The organism is Nitrosomonas sp. Nm58 (assembly GCF_900107335.1).
Classification (GTDB): Bacteria; Pseudomonadota; Gammaproteobacteria; order Burkholderiales; family Nitrosomonadaceae; genus Nitrosomonas.
On the sequence record NZ_FNPQ01000013.1, the window covers coordinates 1 to 15,818 of the forward strand.

Below are 15,818 nucleotides of genomic sequence, written 5' to 3' on the forward strand. Positions count from 1 at the left end.
TCAATTCTATCAGGAGCGAACTTCTGACTGTTGATGTGAATACTCGGCATGCTAAATCTATATTAGCAGCCGGGTGAATTTTGCAGGGCCGACTATTTATTGTATCCTCACTGCAGTCATGGACTGTGCGGATCACATTTATTGCGTGAACTGACTTTTATCGTTGACACGCATAACTATGCCTGGGCACACAATATGAAATGCCTGCTACAGGCGGCCTGCAAAGAAGCCTCCAAAAGCACGGAAAAGCGTTTGAGCGACAAAACGTTCGCCAATCTGCAAAGACGTTACCGGAATATCTTAACGCGTGCTGAAAAGAACTCTGCCGATCAGCCTACCTAAACCCCATGGTAAACGCGGTAAGTTTGCCAAATCTGATGCACATAATCTTTGGGAAAGACTGAAAATTCATGAAGCAGCGGTGCTACTGTTTGCTAAAGACCCGCATGTATCGTTTACCAATAACAGAGCAGAGCGTGACTTGAGAATGTCAAAGGTCAAACAAAAGATCTCGGGTTGCTTCAGCGTCAGCGAATACGCTCATACCTGTTGCCGAATTTCGAGCTACCTGCAATCCATGGCCAATAGAGGATATAACCCTCTTATCGCTATTCAAATAGCGTTGGCTGGCGAAGCTCATAAAATATGGGGTAAGTAGTTACGGATAGATTACCATAATAGAGAATCTTTTTGCGTTCACTCGGTTTGATTCTAAGAGCCTGTTCACGATCGTGTGAATGTCGTAGACTCTGGGGATGACGAAGAGATACCCAAGCGATATTAGCCGAGAGGCATTTGAAGATGTCCGGCCTCTGTTGGAGAGCGTGCGCAAGCAGGCGAAGCCAAGAACGGTTGATTTATATGAAGTATTTTGCGGCATCCTGTATTTGCTGAAAAATGGGTGCCAATGGCGAATGCTGTCTAGTGAGCGAGCTTTTTGACCGTGTCTACGCATAAAGTGTAAAAAAACACGGATAGTGCTAATGTGAAGGGCTATAATGTAGGAAAGAAAGTGTTGGGGATCAAGCTCCACATTGCGGTCGATACACAAAGACTTCCCCATGCGATTGCCGTCACAACCGCTGAGGTAACGGATCGTCTGGGCGCTCTTCTTGTGCCCGGAGGCTGTGCAGCAGAATTGCGGCAAATGCAATGTATTCTGGCCGAGGCTGGAACCAAGGCCAACCTTTCGCTAAGGTGGTAGAGGCGCTACTCGGAGCTAAGGTACAGATCCATTCGTTGTGAAATGTGACGCTGCATCGGGTACGTTGTCTAGCGCACTCTCTCAAACAGGATATCGTCCCTGCGGCTATAAACCGCCGAGCCAATTCACCAATGTCGATAACGTCACCCATGACCACGCTATTCTGCGGGCAATATGCACCATCGCTATATCGGTCTTCTGCAGCGCCACATCTCACTTTGTTATAATCTAGCTACTTTGTGTTTCTTCGGCACGATTTGCGGCATCCGGCCGATTACTTCGCTATTCTTGAACAGCGAAAATGCCTCTATGATATGAGAATGCAAAAAAGAAACATCCGAAACGTTGGCCGGGAAAAACCAGAGACTGGTTGTACGTGCCTACAGTCAGGCTTAATCCCAGTAATGCGCAACCAGAAACTACGATGAAAAAAGTGGCTTAAATGATGTATTCAGGCGAAAAGTACGTTGACACCTACCGCTGGCGCCCTTGAGCTGTTTTCTGATCAGCCGCTTTGGGCGCTGCAGTGGGATAAGCTTCATTGATTCGACCAGAATCAGTGCATGTCACAATCGCCGCATTTAGTCATATAAAGTGATGGCGGCGTTTGCTGCCAGGGGAAAGACCAGCGTGGATTGGTTTTATGGATTCAAGCTGCACTTAATCATTAATCACCAGGGGGGAATTACTGAGCGTGAAAATAACGGCAGGTAATGTCGATGATCGTGATCCGGCGCCAGAGCTGGCACGTTCCTTATTTGGGAAACTATTTGGTGACCGGGGCTACATCTCCCAGCCGCTCTTTGGGTAACTCTGGGAGGAGGGCATGCAACTCGTCACCAAGCTGCTGCCGCTGTTTGACAAACTTTTGTTGTGTAAGCGTTCGATCATGGAGACTGTCAACGACCAACTGAAAAACATCTCGCAAATCGAGCATTCTCGTCATCGCCGCGCCTATTTAACTTTTTTGTTAATCTGATAGCTGGACTGATAGCTTACGCATTCCGGGAGAAAAAAACCTCACTTAATATCAGACCCTCTCAAGCTTTTCCAGTCGTGCTGATGTGATCCTTATGTCGAACTCACGTTAAATAGAAACTCATAAGCAATAATGAAATTTACAAGTGAAGTAACTCATTTATCACAAAAAGGGCTGGGTGTGGCCAGAAATGAAGAGGAAGGCATTTCCTATTTTGTGTTTGGTGCATGGCCAGGAGACAGGGGTGAATTTGAGATCATCAATCGACCGCTGAACAATAAGAAATATGGCTATGCCAAACTGCTTCAACTCATTAGTGCATCTGCTCAGCGGCAACAACCGGAATGTACTTTTCTTGGCTCCAATGAGGATTCTTGTTCGGGTTGTCCCTGGATGATCGCCAATTATGAAAGTCAGCTTGAGCAAAAGCGAAATCGCCTGATTTATGCAATGAAGAGAATCGGATTCGAGACGAGACAATTGAATGTGTCTAATGTACAACCTTCTCCCCATCTGTATGGTTATCGTAATCGTTTCCAAGTTAAAACTGATGGTGAGAAATTAGGTTTTGTAGTTGAAGGCTCCCACAATATCGCGCCGGTGGGAGATTGCATGGTGCTCAATGATACCTGTAGGAATCTTTTGAAAGGGATGCTGGCGAGTTTGCCGCGCGAAGATTGGTTACCTGGCACTGGCTATGATTGGAATTTCATTGATCTGGATGATGATTTTCCGGCTGAGCTCATTCGACTCAATCAAAAGAGACCTTTCAAGCAGGGTAATACCACACAAAATGAATGGATAAAATCTTGGCTGCGTGCCAAGCTCAAGGAAAATTCCAGAGTAGGTAAGGTCGTTGAGTTATTTTGCGGCTCCGGAAATTTCACCGAAGTAATTGCAGAGTCGGCATGTAGCGAAGTGATTGCTTATGAATCGGGACTTGATGCCATCAAACTGCTCAGAGCAAAGAATTTGGCCAAAGTGGATGCCCGACCGGTTGATTTGTTCAAGCCCTTTATCTGGAAGATCCTGCGAAAGAGGATTGCAGATGCGGATACATTGGTGCTTGATCCCCCGCGCGCTGGACTCAAAAACATGAAAGGTTTTTTTGAGCATTTTATTGCATTGAAAACGATTTACTACATTTCTTGCGATCCTGAGACGTTTGCCCGCGATGCCTGGGCTTTTTCAAAGAAAGGCTGGTCGATCACTGAGATTCAGTTGGTTGATCTTTTTCCGCATACACCCCATGTTGAAACGCTTGCGGTGTTGAAAAAATAAAGAGCTTGATTTCGGCCAGAGGAAGTTTTCTGACAAATCTTAGCAATAACCGGCACGCCTAAACCAGTCTATTGCATCTTTAATGGCATCTATGGCTGGTCGGGATTGATATCCCAATTCACGAGCCGCTTTGGCGCTAGTGAAAAACATTTTCTTTTTTGCCATCCGAATACTATCAACGGTGGCGCGAGGTTCAGTATTGGTAATTTTTGCGACTATCTCCATCGTATGAGCGATCGGTAGCATGACTTTGACCGGAATGTTTTTTCGCTTAGTTGGTTTACCAGTGATTTCATCGATGGTCTGGAGTATTTGCAGCAATGTCATATTGTCACCACCCAGAATATAACGTTCGCCAGGTTTTCCGTATTGATGTGCAAGTAGGTGGCCATAGGCGATGTCATCAACATGAGCGACATTTAACCCGGTATCGACGTAGGCAGGCATTCTCCCGTGCAGCGTGTCAAGCACAATGCGTCCTGTCGGGGTGGGTTTGACATCGCGCGGACCAATTGGCGTGGATGGATTGACCGTGACCAATGGCAATTGATGTTCACGCACGAGTTCTTGTACGGTTTGTTCAGCTAGAAATTTTGAACGCTTATAGTGCCCGGCTATTGAGGCAAGGTTGGAGGGTGTCTCTTCGTCTGCCGGTAAGCTGTTTGGATTCAATCCCAGGGTGGCAACACTGCTCGTATACACCATACGGTTCATGCCCGCTTCTGCGCCGGCGAGTATCAATGCTCTGGTACCGCTGACATTTACGTCGTACATGATGGCTGGATTGGGTACCCAAAGACGGTAATCGGCTGCGACATGGAACAGGCTATCGCAGCCTGTTACTGCACGCTTTAATGAAGTGACATCGCGCAAATCACCTTCCACAGTCTCAATAGGGAGTTTCGTGAGATTTTGCTGATCACTCCCCGGTCTGACGAATGCACGTACTTCATGGCCAGCGGCTAATAAGCATCTTATAACTGCTGAGCCAACGAAACCATTTGCGCCAGTTACCAGAGATTTCATAGTAGTTATAAGCAAATATGAAGTTAATAGTATAGTTTAGAGCTTATACCTCATTGCCTAAAATATCTACTTCGGGGAGTTGTCTTGAGGTAAATGTAAAGATTTGTTGCAACGCCCAGTCTTGACTGGCCAGTGCGCTGGTAATTAGAACAGTTGCTTTGACACTCCGGCGTGAAATCTTGACTTGAGTGCCTTCGATGAAAGAGCGGTTTTGGTTGATTTTATTCAGAGTCAGAATGGCCATACCCAGTGCCCACAGGCAGAAGCGGCGTATTCCCGTTTCCCTTGGGGGGATCATGCAGGTATAAGTAAGCGCATTGCGCAAATGGGCTTTAGCAATTCCAATCAATACGCCAAGACCATCATGAAATCGATGGTCAGTGCACCCTGGCTGCAAGTCATTGAGATCAAAACCCTTTTTCTTAAAAATGTCTTGTGGCAACCAGCATGCTCCGCGCTTTCTATCTTCCCAGATATCTTTCAGGATATTGGTCATCTGTAATCCTTGGCCAAACGAAACGGCTAATTTCATGAGAGTAGGCTTGTTGCGATTGATTTCTTCCGAATAATCACAGAATAATTCGGTTAACATTTCACCCACAACACCTGCAACATGGTAGCAGTACCGATCAAGCGCCGCTAAATCCTTTAATCCTGCCAGCGATTCAGTGTCCTGATAATCAGCCATGCCTTGTCCCATGATGCGAACACAGCGTTCTAATACCTTGCGCTGAATAGGATTGAAGCTATGAGTAATGCGTATCACCGCAGGCGTATTTTTGATCAGATCCTGCTCGGCAGGAATCGTATGCTCAGAGAGCAATGGAAATAATTCTTTTGAAAATGCTTCTGCAGTAACATTTCCACCAACAACTTGTATAAACATTTCAGCAAACTTGCGGGTTTGCTCAGACGATAAACCATTATCATCTTCCACGGTATCGACAATACGACATAATAAATAAGCATTGCCGATGACTTGATAGAGTGAGAGGGGAAGTTGTGGGATCGTTAGTGCAAAAGTACGTGAAACCCCCTGCAGAATGCGCTCCTGATAATGATTATCTTCAATGCTGGCAGGGTTAGTCATAGTATGGGTTGTCATAAATCAATGCAGCTTTTTGTCACAAATACAACAGGGGATTTATTTATACTGATTCATGGCTGGTTTCAGTCCAGTATCTTTTCAGAGGCAATAAGCTGTTCTATTGTTTCACGTGCACGAATCAAATGGGCTGTGTCACCATCCACCATGACTTCCGCTGCACGTGGGCGTGTATTGTAATTCGAGCTCATACTCATTCCATAGGCGCCCGCAGACATGACGGCCAGCAAATCCTCTTTTGTTAAGTTTAGCTTACGGTCGTGTCCAATGAAATCACCGGTTTCACAGACAGGACCTACAACCTGATAAGTGTTGACATCGCCTGGTTTTTTAACGACCGGTAATATCTCATGGTAAGCATCGTACAGAGCTGGGCGCATCAGATCGTTCATCGCAGCGTCCACAATGGCAAAATTCCGGTGGGGAGCATGCTTAAGGTATTCGACACGAGTCAGTAATAGACCTGTATTGCCGATTAACGATCGGCCAGGCTCAATGAGTATGCGTTGTTTACGTTGACCAACGCTGTTACATAACGCCGTCACATAATCTTTGATTGATGGTGGCGATTCTTGGCTATAGCGTATGCCCAAACCTCCTCCCAGATCCAGATGCTCAATGTGTAATCCCTGTTTTTCCAGATGATCCAGTAAATTCAGCATTTTATTGCTGGCTTCAATAAATGGATCGATTGCAGTGAGCTGCGAGCCGATATGGCAATCCAAACCGGTGATGTGAACATGGGTGAATTCGTGGGCTGCTGCATAAATTCGTTCGGCTTCAGTCATGGGAATACCGAATTTATTTTCCTTGAGGCCCGTTGAGATATAAGGATGGGTTTTAGCATCGACATCAGGATTTACCCGTAGACTTACCGGCGCAACTTTATTCATTTCCTTTGCAAGCTGGTTAAGACTCAATAATTCCATTTCTGATTCGACATTGAAGCAAAGGATGCCTGCAGCTAATGCCGCACGCATCTCATCCTGATTTTTCCCTACCCCCGAAAACACGATTTTTCGGGGATCACCGCCAGCTTTCAATACACGCAGCAATTCACCACCCGAAACGATATCAAAGCCACTACCCAGACGGGCAAGCATATTGAGAATGGCGAGATTGGAGTTGGCCTTGACTGCGTAGCAGATGAGATGATCATGGTCTGCAAAGGCGCGGTCGAATTCCTGGTAAGCAGCAATCAATGCTGCACGCGAATAAACATAGCAAGGCGTGCCGAATTCCTTGGCAATATCGACCAAGGAAGCTGCTTCAGCGTAAAGCTGGCCATGTTGATATGTAAATGATGTAAACCCGCTCATTGATTTGTTTGTTCATCCTGAGACGATTGTGATGCTGGAGGGGCTTCGTTTTGTGGAAGGTAAAGCGGCCCTTTTAGACCGCAAGCAGTCAACCAGAGAGGCAATAAAACAACGATATAAAGTAGGTGCACGTGATGCATATAGAAAAATAAGGAAGTAATGGATATTATCACAAGAGCGTCACTGAAACGCGATAGGCGACCATTATTTCTTGACAGAATTCTTCTCTGCTAGGTTGTCTATAAGCCATTTGATTAACTCATTCGATATCGTATCGCTTGCTGAGATCAATGCGGCAACTGCCCCAGCAGCATCTGCGGAAGGAGCCTCTTGTATGCTGGAAAACTTTTCTTGAGCGAGTAACATGCGTGTATTTCGTTCGATTAGGCTTGCACGCAATCGAATAATGACCCGGCTATTGTCTGGATGATCAAATACCTGAGTAAATTCCTCAAGCTCAGTGAGCAAAGCATAGTCTGCTTTTAAACCATCGTGACTACTAGTAATACCTTGATGAGTAACAAGGTAGTCTTTGATTCGTCGGGTGAGCAGTTTTGCAGGTGAAGCAGCCCAGCGGCTGTTGGCGTAGGCATAGGATCGTGCCGGATCATGATAGGTCAGGCGATACTGTATTGCTTGATTATCCAGCCATATGGGGGCGGTTACGTCTGCTACCAGAATACTCGTGTTAAAGGGGATTGAGCTATGATGTTCGGTAGATTGCTGCAGGCCTAAATCATAGATGGCCATTGGAAGATTCTGTTTAGGTGTTAACGTACAGCCAGCAAGCAACAAGAACACGATAACGAATTTGATCATGGCGCTATTTTCCGAGGTGGCACAAAACCGCTTTCTCCTGGACCAGGCAAAGCGGGAGGGCTGCCGAATAGCAAGCTTTGCGGTTGCTCTTCTAGTTTAAGCAGCATACGGTCGATGTGGTGGGTACTTTGCATAATGGCGGTGCTGATCTCTCGTAATTTCGGCAAAGTATCAGCGATTTCTTGGCTATTTTGTGTCAATCCATCTACCAGACCATCTTGTTGATTGATTTTTACTACGGCCTGATTGATATCTGAGAGGAGTTGATGGGTCTGCTTCAGTGCCAGGCTTGCTTCGGTGGCTAGCTCAGGTAGAGATTTGATGCCTGAGTGCAACTGATCTGCCAAACTGTCGTAACGGCGGATAGCTTGTGCAAGATTTGTCAGAATAGCGTTGATTTGTGTTTGGTTTTTTTCACTTAATAGTGAATTGATGCGCTCGATTGCCCGGTTGGAATTTTTGACTAAATCCTCGAATGAACTGGATAATTCCTTGATAAAAGAAGGACGCAAAGGGATGCGCACATCAGGGGATAGCCGTTCGTCATGTGGTTCTTTGCCCTCGATATTTAATTCGATGAAGGCTAGTCCGGTAAATCCTTGAGTGGCTAATTGTGCATAGATATTTTTAGGGAAGACAATATTGCTGCTTACGGCAATGCGGATCAAGATTAGATTTGGATTATTCGGGTCGAACCAAATGTCTTCGACTTTACCCACGGGCACACCACGATAGCGGACCGATGATTCAGGATTCAATCCCGCCACGGATCCCTCTTCCGATACCAGTAAATAGTGGTCATGCAGGATCTTCTGGTCACTAAACCACATGACAGCAGCTGCCACTGCCATGCCAAGGATAATTACGAATAAACCCGCTGCAAGCGCATGGGCTCGATTTTCCATTTACAGTCCTAATGAAATGAATACTGAAGTATGTAGGTATTATGACGCTAGGTCAGGGGGTAAATCAGACATTGATACTTACTACTTACTTGTGTTCTTGGTCTGAGTTGATTCTACAATACCTCAGTAGAATTTTATAGATTATTGAAAACTTCTATGCAGTGAGGCTTGACACAAGCATTTTCTACGGTAGTGTAGTCAGAATCTTAATCCTTACAGGAAAAAAATGATGCTCCTGTCTTTTTTATTGCTGATTCTTTCGCTGATTGCGATCGTAGTGGCTATTCTGGTGATTCCCTTCTTGCGTCGTCACATTTTTTCCAATCTTATAATGAGAATTTTCCGGAAAATTCTTCCTCAGATTTCGCAGACTGAGCAGGAAGCGCTTGATGCGGGTACGGTATGGTGGGAAGGAGATTTGTTTAGCGGTAAACCAGACTGGCACAAATTACTGGCTTATCCCAAACCTGTACTCAGTCCAGAGGAGAAGGCATTTCTGGAAGGGCCTGTCGAGCATCTCTGTGCGATGCTGGATGAATGGCATATTACCCATGAGCGCTATGATTTGCCACCGCAAGCCTGGCAATTTATAAAGGATAATGGATTCTTCGGTTTGATCATTCCTAAGGAGTATGGAGGATATGGATTCTCAGCACTCGCACATTCCGAGGTGGTGATGAAAATCAGTTCGCGTAGCAACACGGCAGCAATAACGGTGATGGTGCCCAATTCACTGGGCCCAGCTGAATTATTGTTGCATTATGGAACGGAGGAACAGAAAAATCATTATCTTCCTCGTTTGGCAAAAGGATTGGAGGTGCCCTGTTTCGCTTTGACAGGACCTGAAGCAGGTTCTGACGCTGGATCAATACCTGATCTGGGTATCGTATGTCGAGGTGAGTACAATGGCCAGCAAGACGTGCTAGGCATGCGTGTTACGTGGGAAAAGCGCTACATTACATTGGGGCCGGTCGCGACCATCCTGGGGTTGGCATTCAAGTTACGTGATCCAGATAGACTACTCGGTGATGAAGAAGATCTCGGCATTACGCTGGCGTTGATTCCTACCAATACACCAGGCGTCAATATCGGTCGTCGTCATTTTCCGTTAAATGGGGCATTTCAGAATGGGCCGAATTCTGGCAAGGATGTGTTCATTCCAATGGACTGGGTAATTGGTGGACGTGAGGGAGTGGGTAGCGGCTGGCGGATGTTGATGAACTGTCTGGCTGCAGGACGTTCGATTTCTCTGCCTGCTACCAGTACTGGTGCGGCTAAGCTGGCTGCACGTACGAGTGGTGCTTATGGGCGGGTGCGTGTGCAATTCAAGATACCCATTGGTTTTTTTGAAGGCGTAGAGGAAGCACTGGCGCGAATTGCTGGCAATACCTATATGATGGATGCTGCCAGAGTCATGACCGCAGGTGCAGTCGATCTGGGTGAAAAGCCTTCGGTGATTTCAGCCATCGTTAAATACCATTTGACTGAGCGCAGCCGCCAGGCAATCAATGACGCCATGGATGTGCTGGGTGGTAAAGGCATTTGTATGGGGCCGGGTAATTATTTAGCCCGCACTTACCAACAGACTCCGATTGGGATTACGGTTGAAGGCGCCAATATCCTGACGCGAAACATGATTATTTTCGGCCAAGGTGCGATTCGCGGCCACCCTTATGCGTTGCAAGAAATCAATGCGGCTAATGATCAAGACAAGAAGCGTGCTTCGATTGCATTCGATCAGGCATTGATGGGACACATCGCTTTTGGTATTCGCAACGTTTTCCGTAGTTTCTTTTTTGGTCTAACCAGCCGGTATATTAAAGAGATACCAGAGGGTGTTCTGAGTGATACGGTTGATTATTACCGGCAATTAACCCGATTTTCTGCTGCGTTTGCTTTAGTGACTGATATTGCCATGCTGAAGCTGGGAGGATCGCTCAAGCGCAAGGAGAGATTATCCGCAAGACTCGGCGATATTCTCAGCATGTTGTATTTGTGCTCTGCCACATTGAAGCGTTTTGAAGATGATGGGCGTCCTGTTTCAGATCTGCCGCTGCTGCATTGGTCTATTCAGGATGCACTGTATCGCATACAGCAAGCCTTCGATGAATTTCTGAGAAACTTCTCTGGTCACTTTTTAATGCGTGGTTTGATGCGTTTCCTGATATTCCCATTGGGTAAACGATATTCGCTTCCTGCAGATGAGCTCTCGCATAGAGTTGCCCGATTAATCCTGGAGCCTGGAGAGGTGCGTAATCGTCTGACAGCAGGGATTTATATTCCAACTGCTGACAATGAACCATTAGTTGTTCTGGAGCAGGCGCTGGAATGTGCTATTGCATGTGAGGCGATCGAAGCTAAGTTGCGTAGCGCTGCCAAGGCGGGACAGCTTGTCGCACGGAACGAGGAAATAATCACCGAGGCGTTAGAACGAGGCATTCTCCTTCAGGAGGAAGCGGTATTGCTTGAGAAAATGAAATTATTACGACGCCAGGTCATCATGGTTGATGATTTTCCGCCAGATTTTGGAAAAACGGCAAAGGCAACATCATAGAAACAGGAGGCGAGATCGGGCTCCTGTGAATATCGCAGTTAGTTAATAGAGGCAGGGAGAAAACGTGAGGGGTAGTCAGCATACGAATGTCATTCCAGTGGAGGTTGCTAAAACACTTGATGGTTTATTCGGAGAGCGGGTGCGTCGTTCTCCTGAATCAGTGGCGTATCGTGACTACGATGATACTACTGAAGAATGGCGTGATTATACCTGGGCTGAGATGGAAAGAGCTGTCGCAAGGTGGCAAGCTGCGTTGTCACGAGAAAATTTATCTCTCGGTGATCGGGTTGCAGTGATGTCCAGAAACTGCTCACAATGGGTAATGTTTGAGCAGGCAGCTTTAGGGTTGGGCCTGGTTGTTGTGCCGCTTTATACCGAAGATCGCGCTGAGAATGCAGCTTATTGTCTGCAGAATGCGGGTGTCAAATTGCTGCTGGTGGAGAAACTGGCCCAGTGGGAGGTGTTTTCGTCAGTACAGGATCAGCTCACAGCGCTGTCGCGCATCGTAATCATGACTTTATTGGAGGAAAATAGGTATAAAGCGGAGGATGATCGAGTGATTGCATTGAGTAAATGGTTGCCGGAGCAGGGGAGCGATGCTCAGCATCTGAATACGGATCCACATGCCCTGGCAACAATCATCTATACCTCCGGAACGACTGGTCGCCCCAAAGGTGTCATGCTTAGTCACCATAATATCCTGACCAATGCATATGGTTCTGCCCAGGTTGTCATCGTGACACCTGATGATCTCCTGCTTTCGTTTCTGCCGCTCTCGCATACTTTCGAGCGTACTTCTGGTTATTATGTGCCAATGATGTGCGGCGCCACAGTTGCTTACGCTCGTTCAATTCAATTATTGCAAGAAGATTTACTCACGATTCATCCAACCATTCTTGTCTCCGTTCCCCGCATCTATGAACGCGTGTATGCGGGGATACGCGCGAAACTGGCAGAAGGGCCGGCGCTGGCTAGAAAGTTATTCGATTTGGCAGTAGAAGTAGGTTACAGCCGGTTTGAGTATCAGCAAGAGCGTGATTCCTGGCATTTATCCCATTTGCTGTGGCCACTGCTGGACAAGCTGGTGGCGCGTAAATTGATGGATAAACTGGGGGGGCGTTTACAGCAGGCGATGAGTGGGGGAGCAGCATTATCGCCTGAAATTTCGCGTGTCTTTATTGGTCTAGGATTGCCGATATTGCAGGGCTATGGAATGACTGAAAGTAGCCCGGTGGTCTGTGCCAATCGCTTGGATAATAATCTTCCTTCCAGCGTGGGTCAGCCTATTCCGGGTGTGGAAGTTAAGCTGGGTGAACATGGTGCCTTGCTGGTTCGCGGCCCTAATGTCATGCTGGGCTACTGGAATAATCCGGAAGCCACTCGAGCGATCATCTCCGATGATGGTTGGTTGAATTCGGGGGATATTGCCAGTATCGATGAGCAAGGGCGAATCACGATTACCGGACGCTTGAAAGATATCATCGTGACGTCCACAGGTGAGAAGGTGCCGCCAGCAGATATGGAGGCAGCTATTCTGCAGGATCCAATGTTCGAGCAAGTCATGATTATAGGGGAAGGACGCTCTTATTTGAGCGCATTGGTGGTATTGAGTAAGCGTGGCTGGGAAAGGGTTGCTGCACAATGCCAAGTGGCGGCAGACCCAGAGCAGCTGGCGAAAAATGAGCAGGCAAAAGAAGTCGTGCTGGAAATAATTACCCGGAAAATTCATGAATTTCCCGGGTATGCCAAAATATATCGTGTTGCTTTAATCCCTGAACTATGGACAGTGACGAATGAAATGCTGACACCTACCTTGAAATTGAAGCGATCAAAAATTCTGGAGCACTATAAGGATGAGATAAAGCATCTATATGCTGGGCACTGATAGAAAATGGACGATTTTCCGAATCATATTGAGTGAGTTTTAAGCCAACAATGCACAACTTTCCGAATGACCCGGCACTGCATGTTTCTTTACCAGAAGGTCAACCCATATTGCGTACGGTACCGATGCCAGCGGATACCAATTATGCAGGTGATATTTTTGGCGGCTGGATTATGTCGCAAGTCGATATGGCTGGCAGTATCCCCGCTATTCGGCGCGCGCACGGACGCGTCGCAACCGTGGCCGTCAATTCCTTTGTGTTCGCACAGCCTGTGTTTGTGGGTGATATCGTCAGCTTTTACGCCGATATCGTTAAGATAGGGCGCACCTCGATCGCTGTCGCTGTGTCGGTCTATGCCCAGCGCGGTGCACGGGAAGGGGGGGAAGAGATTTGCATCAAAGTGACCGAAGCGGTGCTGACTTACGTGGCTATCGATGATAATCGGCGACCAAGAGTGGTGCCGAGGGAATAATTTGGCTTGTTCATCGTATCTGTGGATCTAACAAGATTTGTTATTGAAAGTTAATTCGACTCATTGTTATAGGAAAATAAGGAAATATCATGGAATTTGCTGTAATAGATTGCGTCATTTCGGACGTTTATTCGCTCGGCGGGCAAGGAATATGAGGACACGAGTGACTGACTCCTTTCCTGCGGACGTGGCTGCCGAGCTGAAGACTTACGTCTACAGACTGATCGACCCGCGCAACGGTGAGACGTTCTACGTTGGCAAGGGCAAAGGCAATCGTGTATTCAGCCACATCCGAGACGAGCAGGGCCTCGAGGGTGACAAGATCGACAACAAACTGAAGCGAATTCGAGAGATTCGTCTTGCTGGGTTCGAAGTTGCTCACGTCATTCATCGCCATGGCATGGATGAGAGAACTGCCATCGAAGTTGAAGCCGCCCTCATCGACGCGTACCCGGGCCTCACCAACATCGTCGACGGAACCGGTGGCGGCGACTACGGGGTCATGCACGCCGAAGAGATCATTCGCCGCTACTCTGCGAAACCGGCCGTGTTCTGTCACAAGGCGCTGCTCATTAGCGTCAACAGAAGCGCCACGGAGTGGTCGCTGTACGACGCCACCCGCTACGCGTGGAGGATCGACGTCACAAGGGCGAAGGAGGCGGAAGTCATCCTTCCCACTATCCAAGGACTGATCATCGACGCCTTCATCGCTCATAAGTGGCTGGAGGCGACGCCGACGAACTTCCCCGGTCGTGCAGAAGGCAACGGAGTGCCCGGTCGCTTTGGGTTCGTCGGAGTCGAGGCGCCAAAAAACATCAAGGATCTTTACGTTAGAAAGCGTGTGCCCGACAAATTCAGCAGGCGCGGTGCAGCAAACCCGATCAAGTACACTTGGGGACACGACTCCGTTAAATCGTTGATCGCTAATGTATTAGGCCGAGAACCATGAAACTAGAGGATATGCTTCTTCTTCAGCATGTCTGTCTCTATTGCACTATAGCATCACAAGGTGAATGAATCGGTGATAAAACCATTGCTCTATAAACACTTTTATTTTTATCCATAGATGCCTGCTAAACTGGAAGCGTCCTTAAGTTAGCAATAAATCATTTTTCATAATAGGTCACAAAGATGTCGATCTTGCCTGAACGAACACGTATCTATCAGAACCATCATTTTGACAGTACTCGCTGGAATTATTTCGAGCCGCGCGATGACGATATTATCGTCGCGACGTCATACAAGGCGGGCACGACGTGGACTCAAGCCATCGTTGCTCATCTTCTCTTTCCAGAAGGAAATTTTCCGGCCGCACCTGCGGAAATGTCACCGTGGCTAGATATGCGGATCATGCCCCTTGAAGTGATACTGAACAGACTAACAGCGCAGAAGCATCGTCGCTTTATCAAAACGCATTTGCCGCTCGATGGCATGTTATACAACGAGAAATTTAAGTATCTCTACATCGCCCGAGACGCGAAGGATGTTTTCATGTCTTTGTGGAATCACTATACAGGCATGAAGGATGAGTTCTTTATGTTGATGAATCTGCTGCCTGGTCGTCAGGGTGATGAATTCCCACGCCCACCGGATGATATCCATACCTTCTGGCGAAATTGGATGACGCGTGGTGGATTCGGGTGGGAGGCTGATGGCTGGCCATACTGGTCGCATCTTTCTAACGTACAGTCCTGGTGGGATTTTCGTCACCTGCCGAATATTCAGTTGTTTCACTATAGCGATATGCTTGAGAATACTGAGCGAGAGGTCCGCCGCATGGCTGCATTTTTGGAGATCGATGTGTCCGAGAGCTCCTGGGCTGGGATCATCAAGGCAGTTTCGTTCACTGAAATGAAACGTCAAGGTGAGCTATACGCACCTGGGGGCGGTCATTTTTGGAAGGGCGGCGCAAATACCTTTCTCCACAAGGGTACGAATGGTCGCTGGCGTGATATCTTGTCTAAGGAAGAGATGGCTCTGTACGATGCCGCTTGCAAGCGGGCTCTTAGCCATGAGTGTCGCGAATGGCTCGAGAATGGCGGGATGATCTAATCGCTTAGAGTTTAAATCGGGTAAGCGCTAATCGTGTATCTCGCTGACGGTGATAAGAAATGAGTGCGTCATGGTCTCATCGCATGGTGAGGGAAATCGTGCCGAATGAATATTGCTATAAGGAGCACCAGCCTCTATCCCAGATATATGATCCAATCGATAACTGCTTAGCTTCAAACAAGAGGCGATGATCTGGAGCGCGGTGATGACTCGTGG

General features: G+C 47.3%; 15 protein-coding genes and 2 pseudogenes. 11 read left to right on the plus strand and 6 right to left on the minus strand.

Annotated features, from left to right (window positions below; all coding sequences use genetic code 11):
* Window positions 1–141 precede the first annotated feature (141 nt).
* The 6 genes and pseudogenes from BLW34_RS15550 to BLW34_RS06815 all read left to right on the plus strand — a co-directional run bounded on the left by BLW34_RS15550 (window position 142) and on the right by BLW34_RS06815 (window position 3,464).
* Entirely contained in the window at window positions 142–342 is a 201-nt protein-coding gene (locus tag BLW34_RS15550) for a hypothetical protein (RefSeq protein WP_143037879.1), read from the plus strand.
* The gene (locus BLW34_RS06785) at window positions 308–658 is read left to right on the plus strand and encodes an IS66 family transposase (RefSeq protein WP_090577328.1); all 351 of its coding nucleotides are present in this window, start codon (window positions 308–310) and stop codon (window positions 656–658) included. Before BLW34_RS15550 ends, BLW34_RS06785 begins: the two co-directional genes overlap by 35 nt.
* A 97-nt stretch (window positions 659–755) precedes the next feature.
* A pseudogene (locus BLW34_RS16845) lies at window positions 756–1,109 on the plus strand (transposase); the annotation flags it as partial.
* 692 nt (window positions 1,110–1,801) lie between these two features.
* Window positions 1,802–1,918 carry a transposase gene (locus BLW34_RS17350; protein WP_090577337.1) on the plus strand — a complete coding sequence of 39 codons (117 nt, stop codon included), beginning with the start codon at window positions 1,802–1,804 and terminating at the stop codon, window positions 1,916–1,918.
* A pseudogene (locus BLW34_RS17355) lies at window positions 1,899–2,183 on the plus strand (transposase). The gene BLW34_RS17350 and the pseudogene BLW34_RS17355 overlap by 20 nt, the downstream one beginning before the upstream one ends.
* A gap of 132 nt (window positions 2,184–2,315) precedes the next feature.
* Window positions 2,316–3,464, plus strand: a complete 1,149-nt coding sequence (locus tag BLW34_RS06815) for a class I SAM-dependent RNA methyltransferase (RefSeq protein ID WP_090577347.1) — start codon at window positions 2,316–2,318, stop codon at window positions 3,462–3,464.
* Between the two features lie 39 nt (window positions 3,465–3,503).
* Here the strand turns inward: BLW34_RS06815 and hpnA are convergent, their stop codons facing one another.
* The 6 genes from hpnA to BLW34_RS06840 all read right to left on the minus strand — a co-directional run bounded on the left by hpnA (window position 3,504) and on the right by BLW34_RS06840 (window position 8,638).
* Window positions 3,504–4,490, minus strand: coding sequence for a hopanoid-associated sugar epimerase (gene hpnA / locus BLW34_RS06820; protein ID WP_090577350.1), 987 nt, complete (start codon window positions 4,488–4,490; stop codon window positions 3,504–3,506).
* Window positions 4,491–4,533: 43 nt separating this feature from the next.
* The gene (locus BLW34_RS06825) at window positions 4,534–5,595 is read right to left on the minus strand and encodes a phytoene/squalene synthase family protein (RefSeq protein ID WP_256203651.1); all 1,062 of its coding nucleotides are present in this window, start codon (window positions 5,593–5,595) and stop codon (window positions 4,534–4,536) included.
* A gap of 65 nt (window positions 5,596–5,660) precedes the next feature.
* Entirely contained in the window at window positions 5,661–6,914 is a 1,254-nt protein-coding gene (lysA, locus tag BLW34_RS06830; protein ID WP_090577353.1) for a diaminopimelate decarboxylase, read from the minus strand.
* Window positions 6,911–7,054, minus strand: a complete 144-nt coding sequence (locus BLW34_RS15555) for an LPS translocon maturation chaperone LptM (protein ID WP_143002242.1) — start codon at window positions 7,052–7,054, stop codon at window positions 6,911–6,913. The genes lysA and BLW34_RS15555 overlap by 4 nt, the downstream gene beginning before the upstream one ends.
* A 64-nt stretch (window positions 7,055–7,118) precedes the next feature.
* On the minus strand, window positions 7,119–7,733 hold the full coding sequence (locus BLW34_RS06835) for an ABC-type transport auxiliary lipoprotein family protein (RefSeq protein ID WP_090541275.1): 615 nt from the start codon (window positions 7,731–7,733) through the stop codon (window positions 7,119–7,121).
* Window positions 7,730–8,638, minus strand: a complete 909-nt coding sequence (locus tag BLW34_RS06840) for an MlaD family protein (protein ID WP_090577356.1) — start codon at window positions 8,636–8,638, stop codon at window positions 7,730–7,732. The genes BLW34_RS06835 and BLW34_RS06840 overlap by 4 nt, the downstream gene beginning before the upstream one ends.
* 229 nt (window positions 8,639–8,867) lie before the next feature.
* Here BLW34_RS06840 and BLW34_RS06845 point away from each other — a divergent pair, with 229 nt between their 5' ends.
* The 5 genes from BLW34_RS06845 (at window position 8,868) to BLW34_RS06865 (ending at window position 15,602) form a co-directional block, all read left to right on the plus strand.
* On the plus strand, window positions 8,868–11,192 hold the full coding sequence (locus BLW34_RS06845; protein WP_090577359.1) for an acyl-CoA dehydrogenase: 2,325 nt from the start codon (window positions 8,868–8,870) through the stop codon (window positions 11,190–11,192).
* 64 nt (window positions 11,193–11,256) lie between these two features.
* Complete coding sequence (locus BLW34_RS06850) at window positions 11,257–13,077, plus strand: AMP-dependent synthetase/ligase (RefSeq protein WP_090577362.1); 1,821 nt, start codon at window positions 11,257–11,259, stop codon at window positions 13,075–13,077.
* A gap of 50 nt (window positions 13,078–13,127) precedes the next feature.
* Window positions 13,128–13,550: an acyl-CoA thioesterase gene (locus BLW34_RS06855; protein WP_090577365.1), complete on the plus strand. Its 423-nt coding sequence runs from the start codon at window positions 13,128–13,130 to the stop codon at window positions 13,548–13,550.
* Between the two features lie 163 nt (window positions 13,551–13,713).
* Complete coding sequence (locus tag BLW34_RS06860; RefSeq protein WP_218138802.1) at window positions 13,714–14,499, plus strand: LEM-3-like GIY-YIG domain-containing protein; 786 nt, start codon at window positions 13,714–13,716, stop codon at window positions 14,497–14,499.
* 182 nt (window positions 14,500–14,681) lie between these two features.
* Window positions 14,682–15,602 carry a sulfotransferase domain-containing protein gene (locus BLW34_RS06865; protein ID WP_090577371.1) on the plus strand — a complete coding sequence of 307 codons (921 nt, stop codon included), beginning with the start codon at window positions 14,682–14,684 and terminating at the stop codon, window positions 15,600–15,602.
* Window positions 15,603–15,818: the final 216 nt, after the last annotated feature.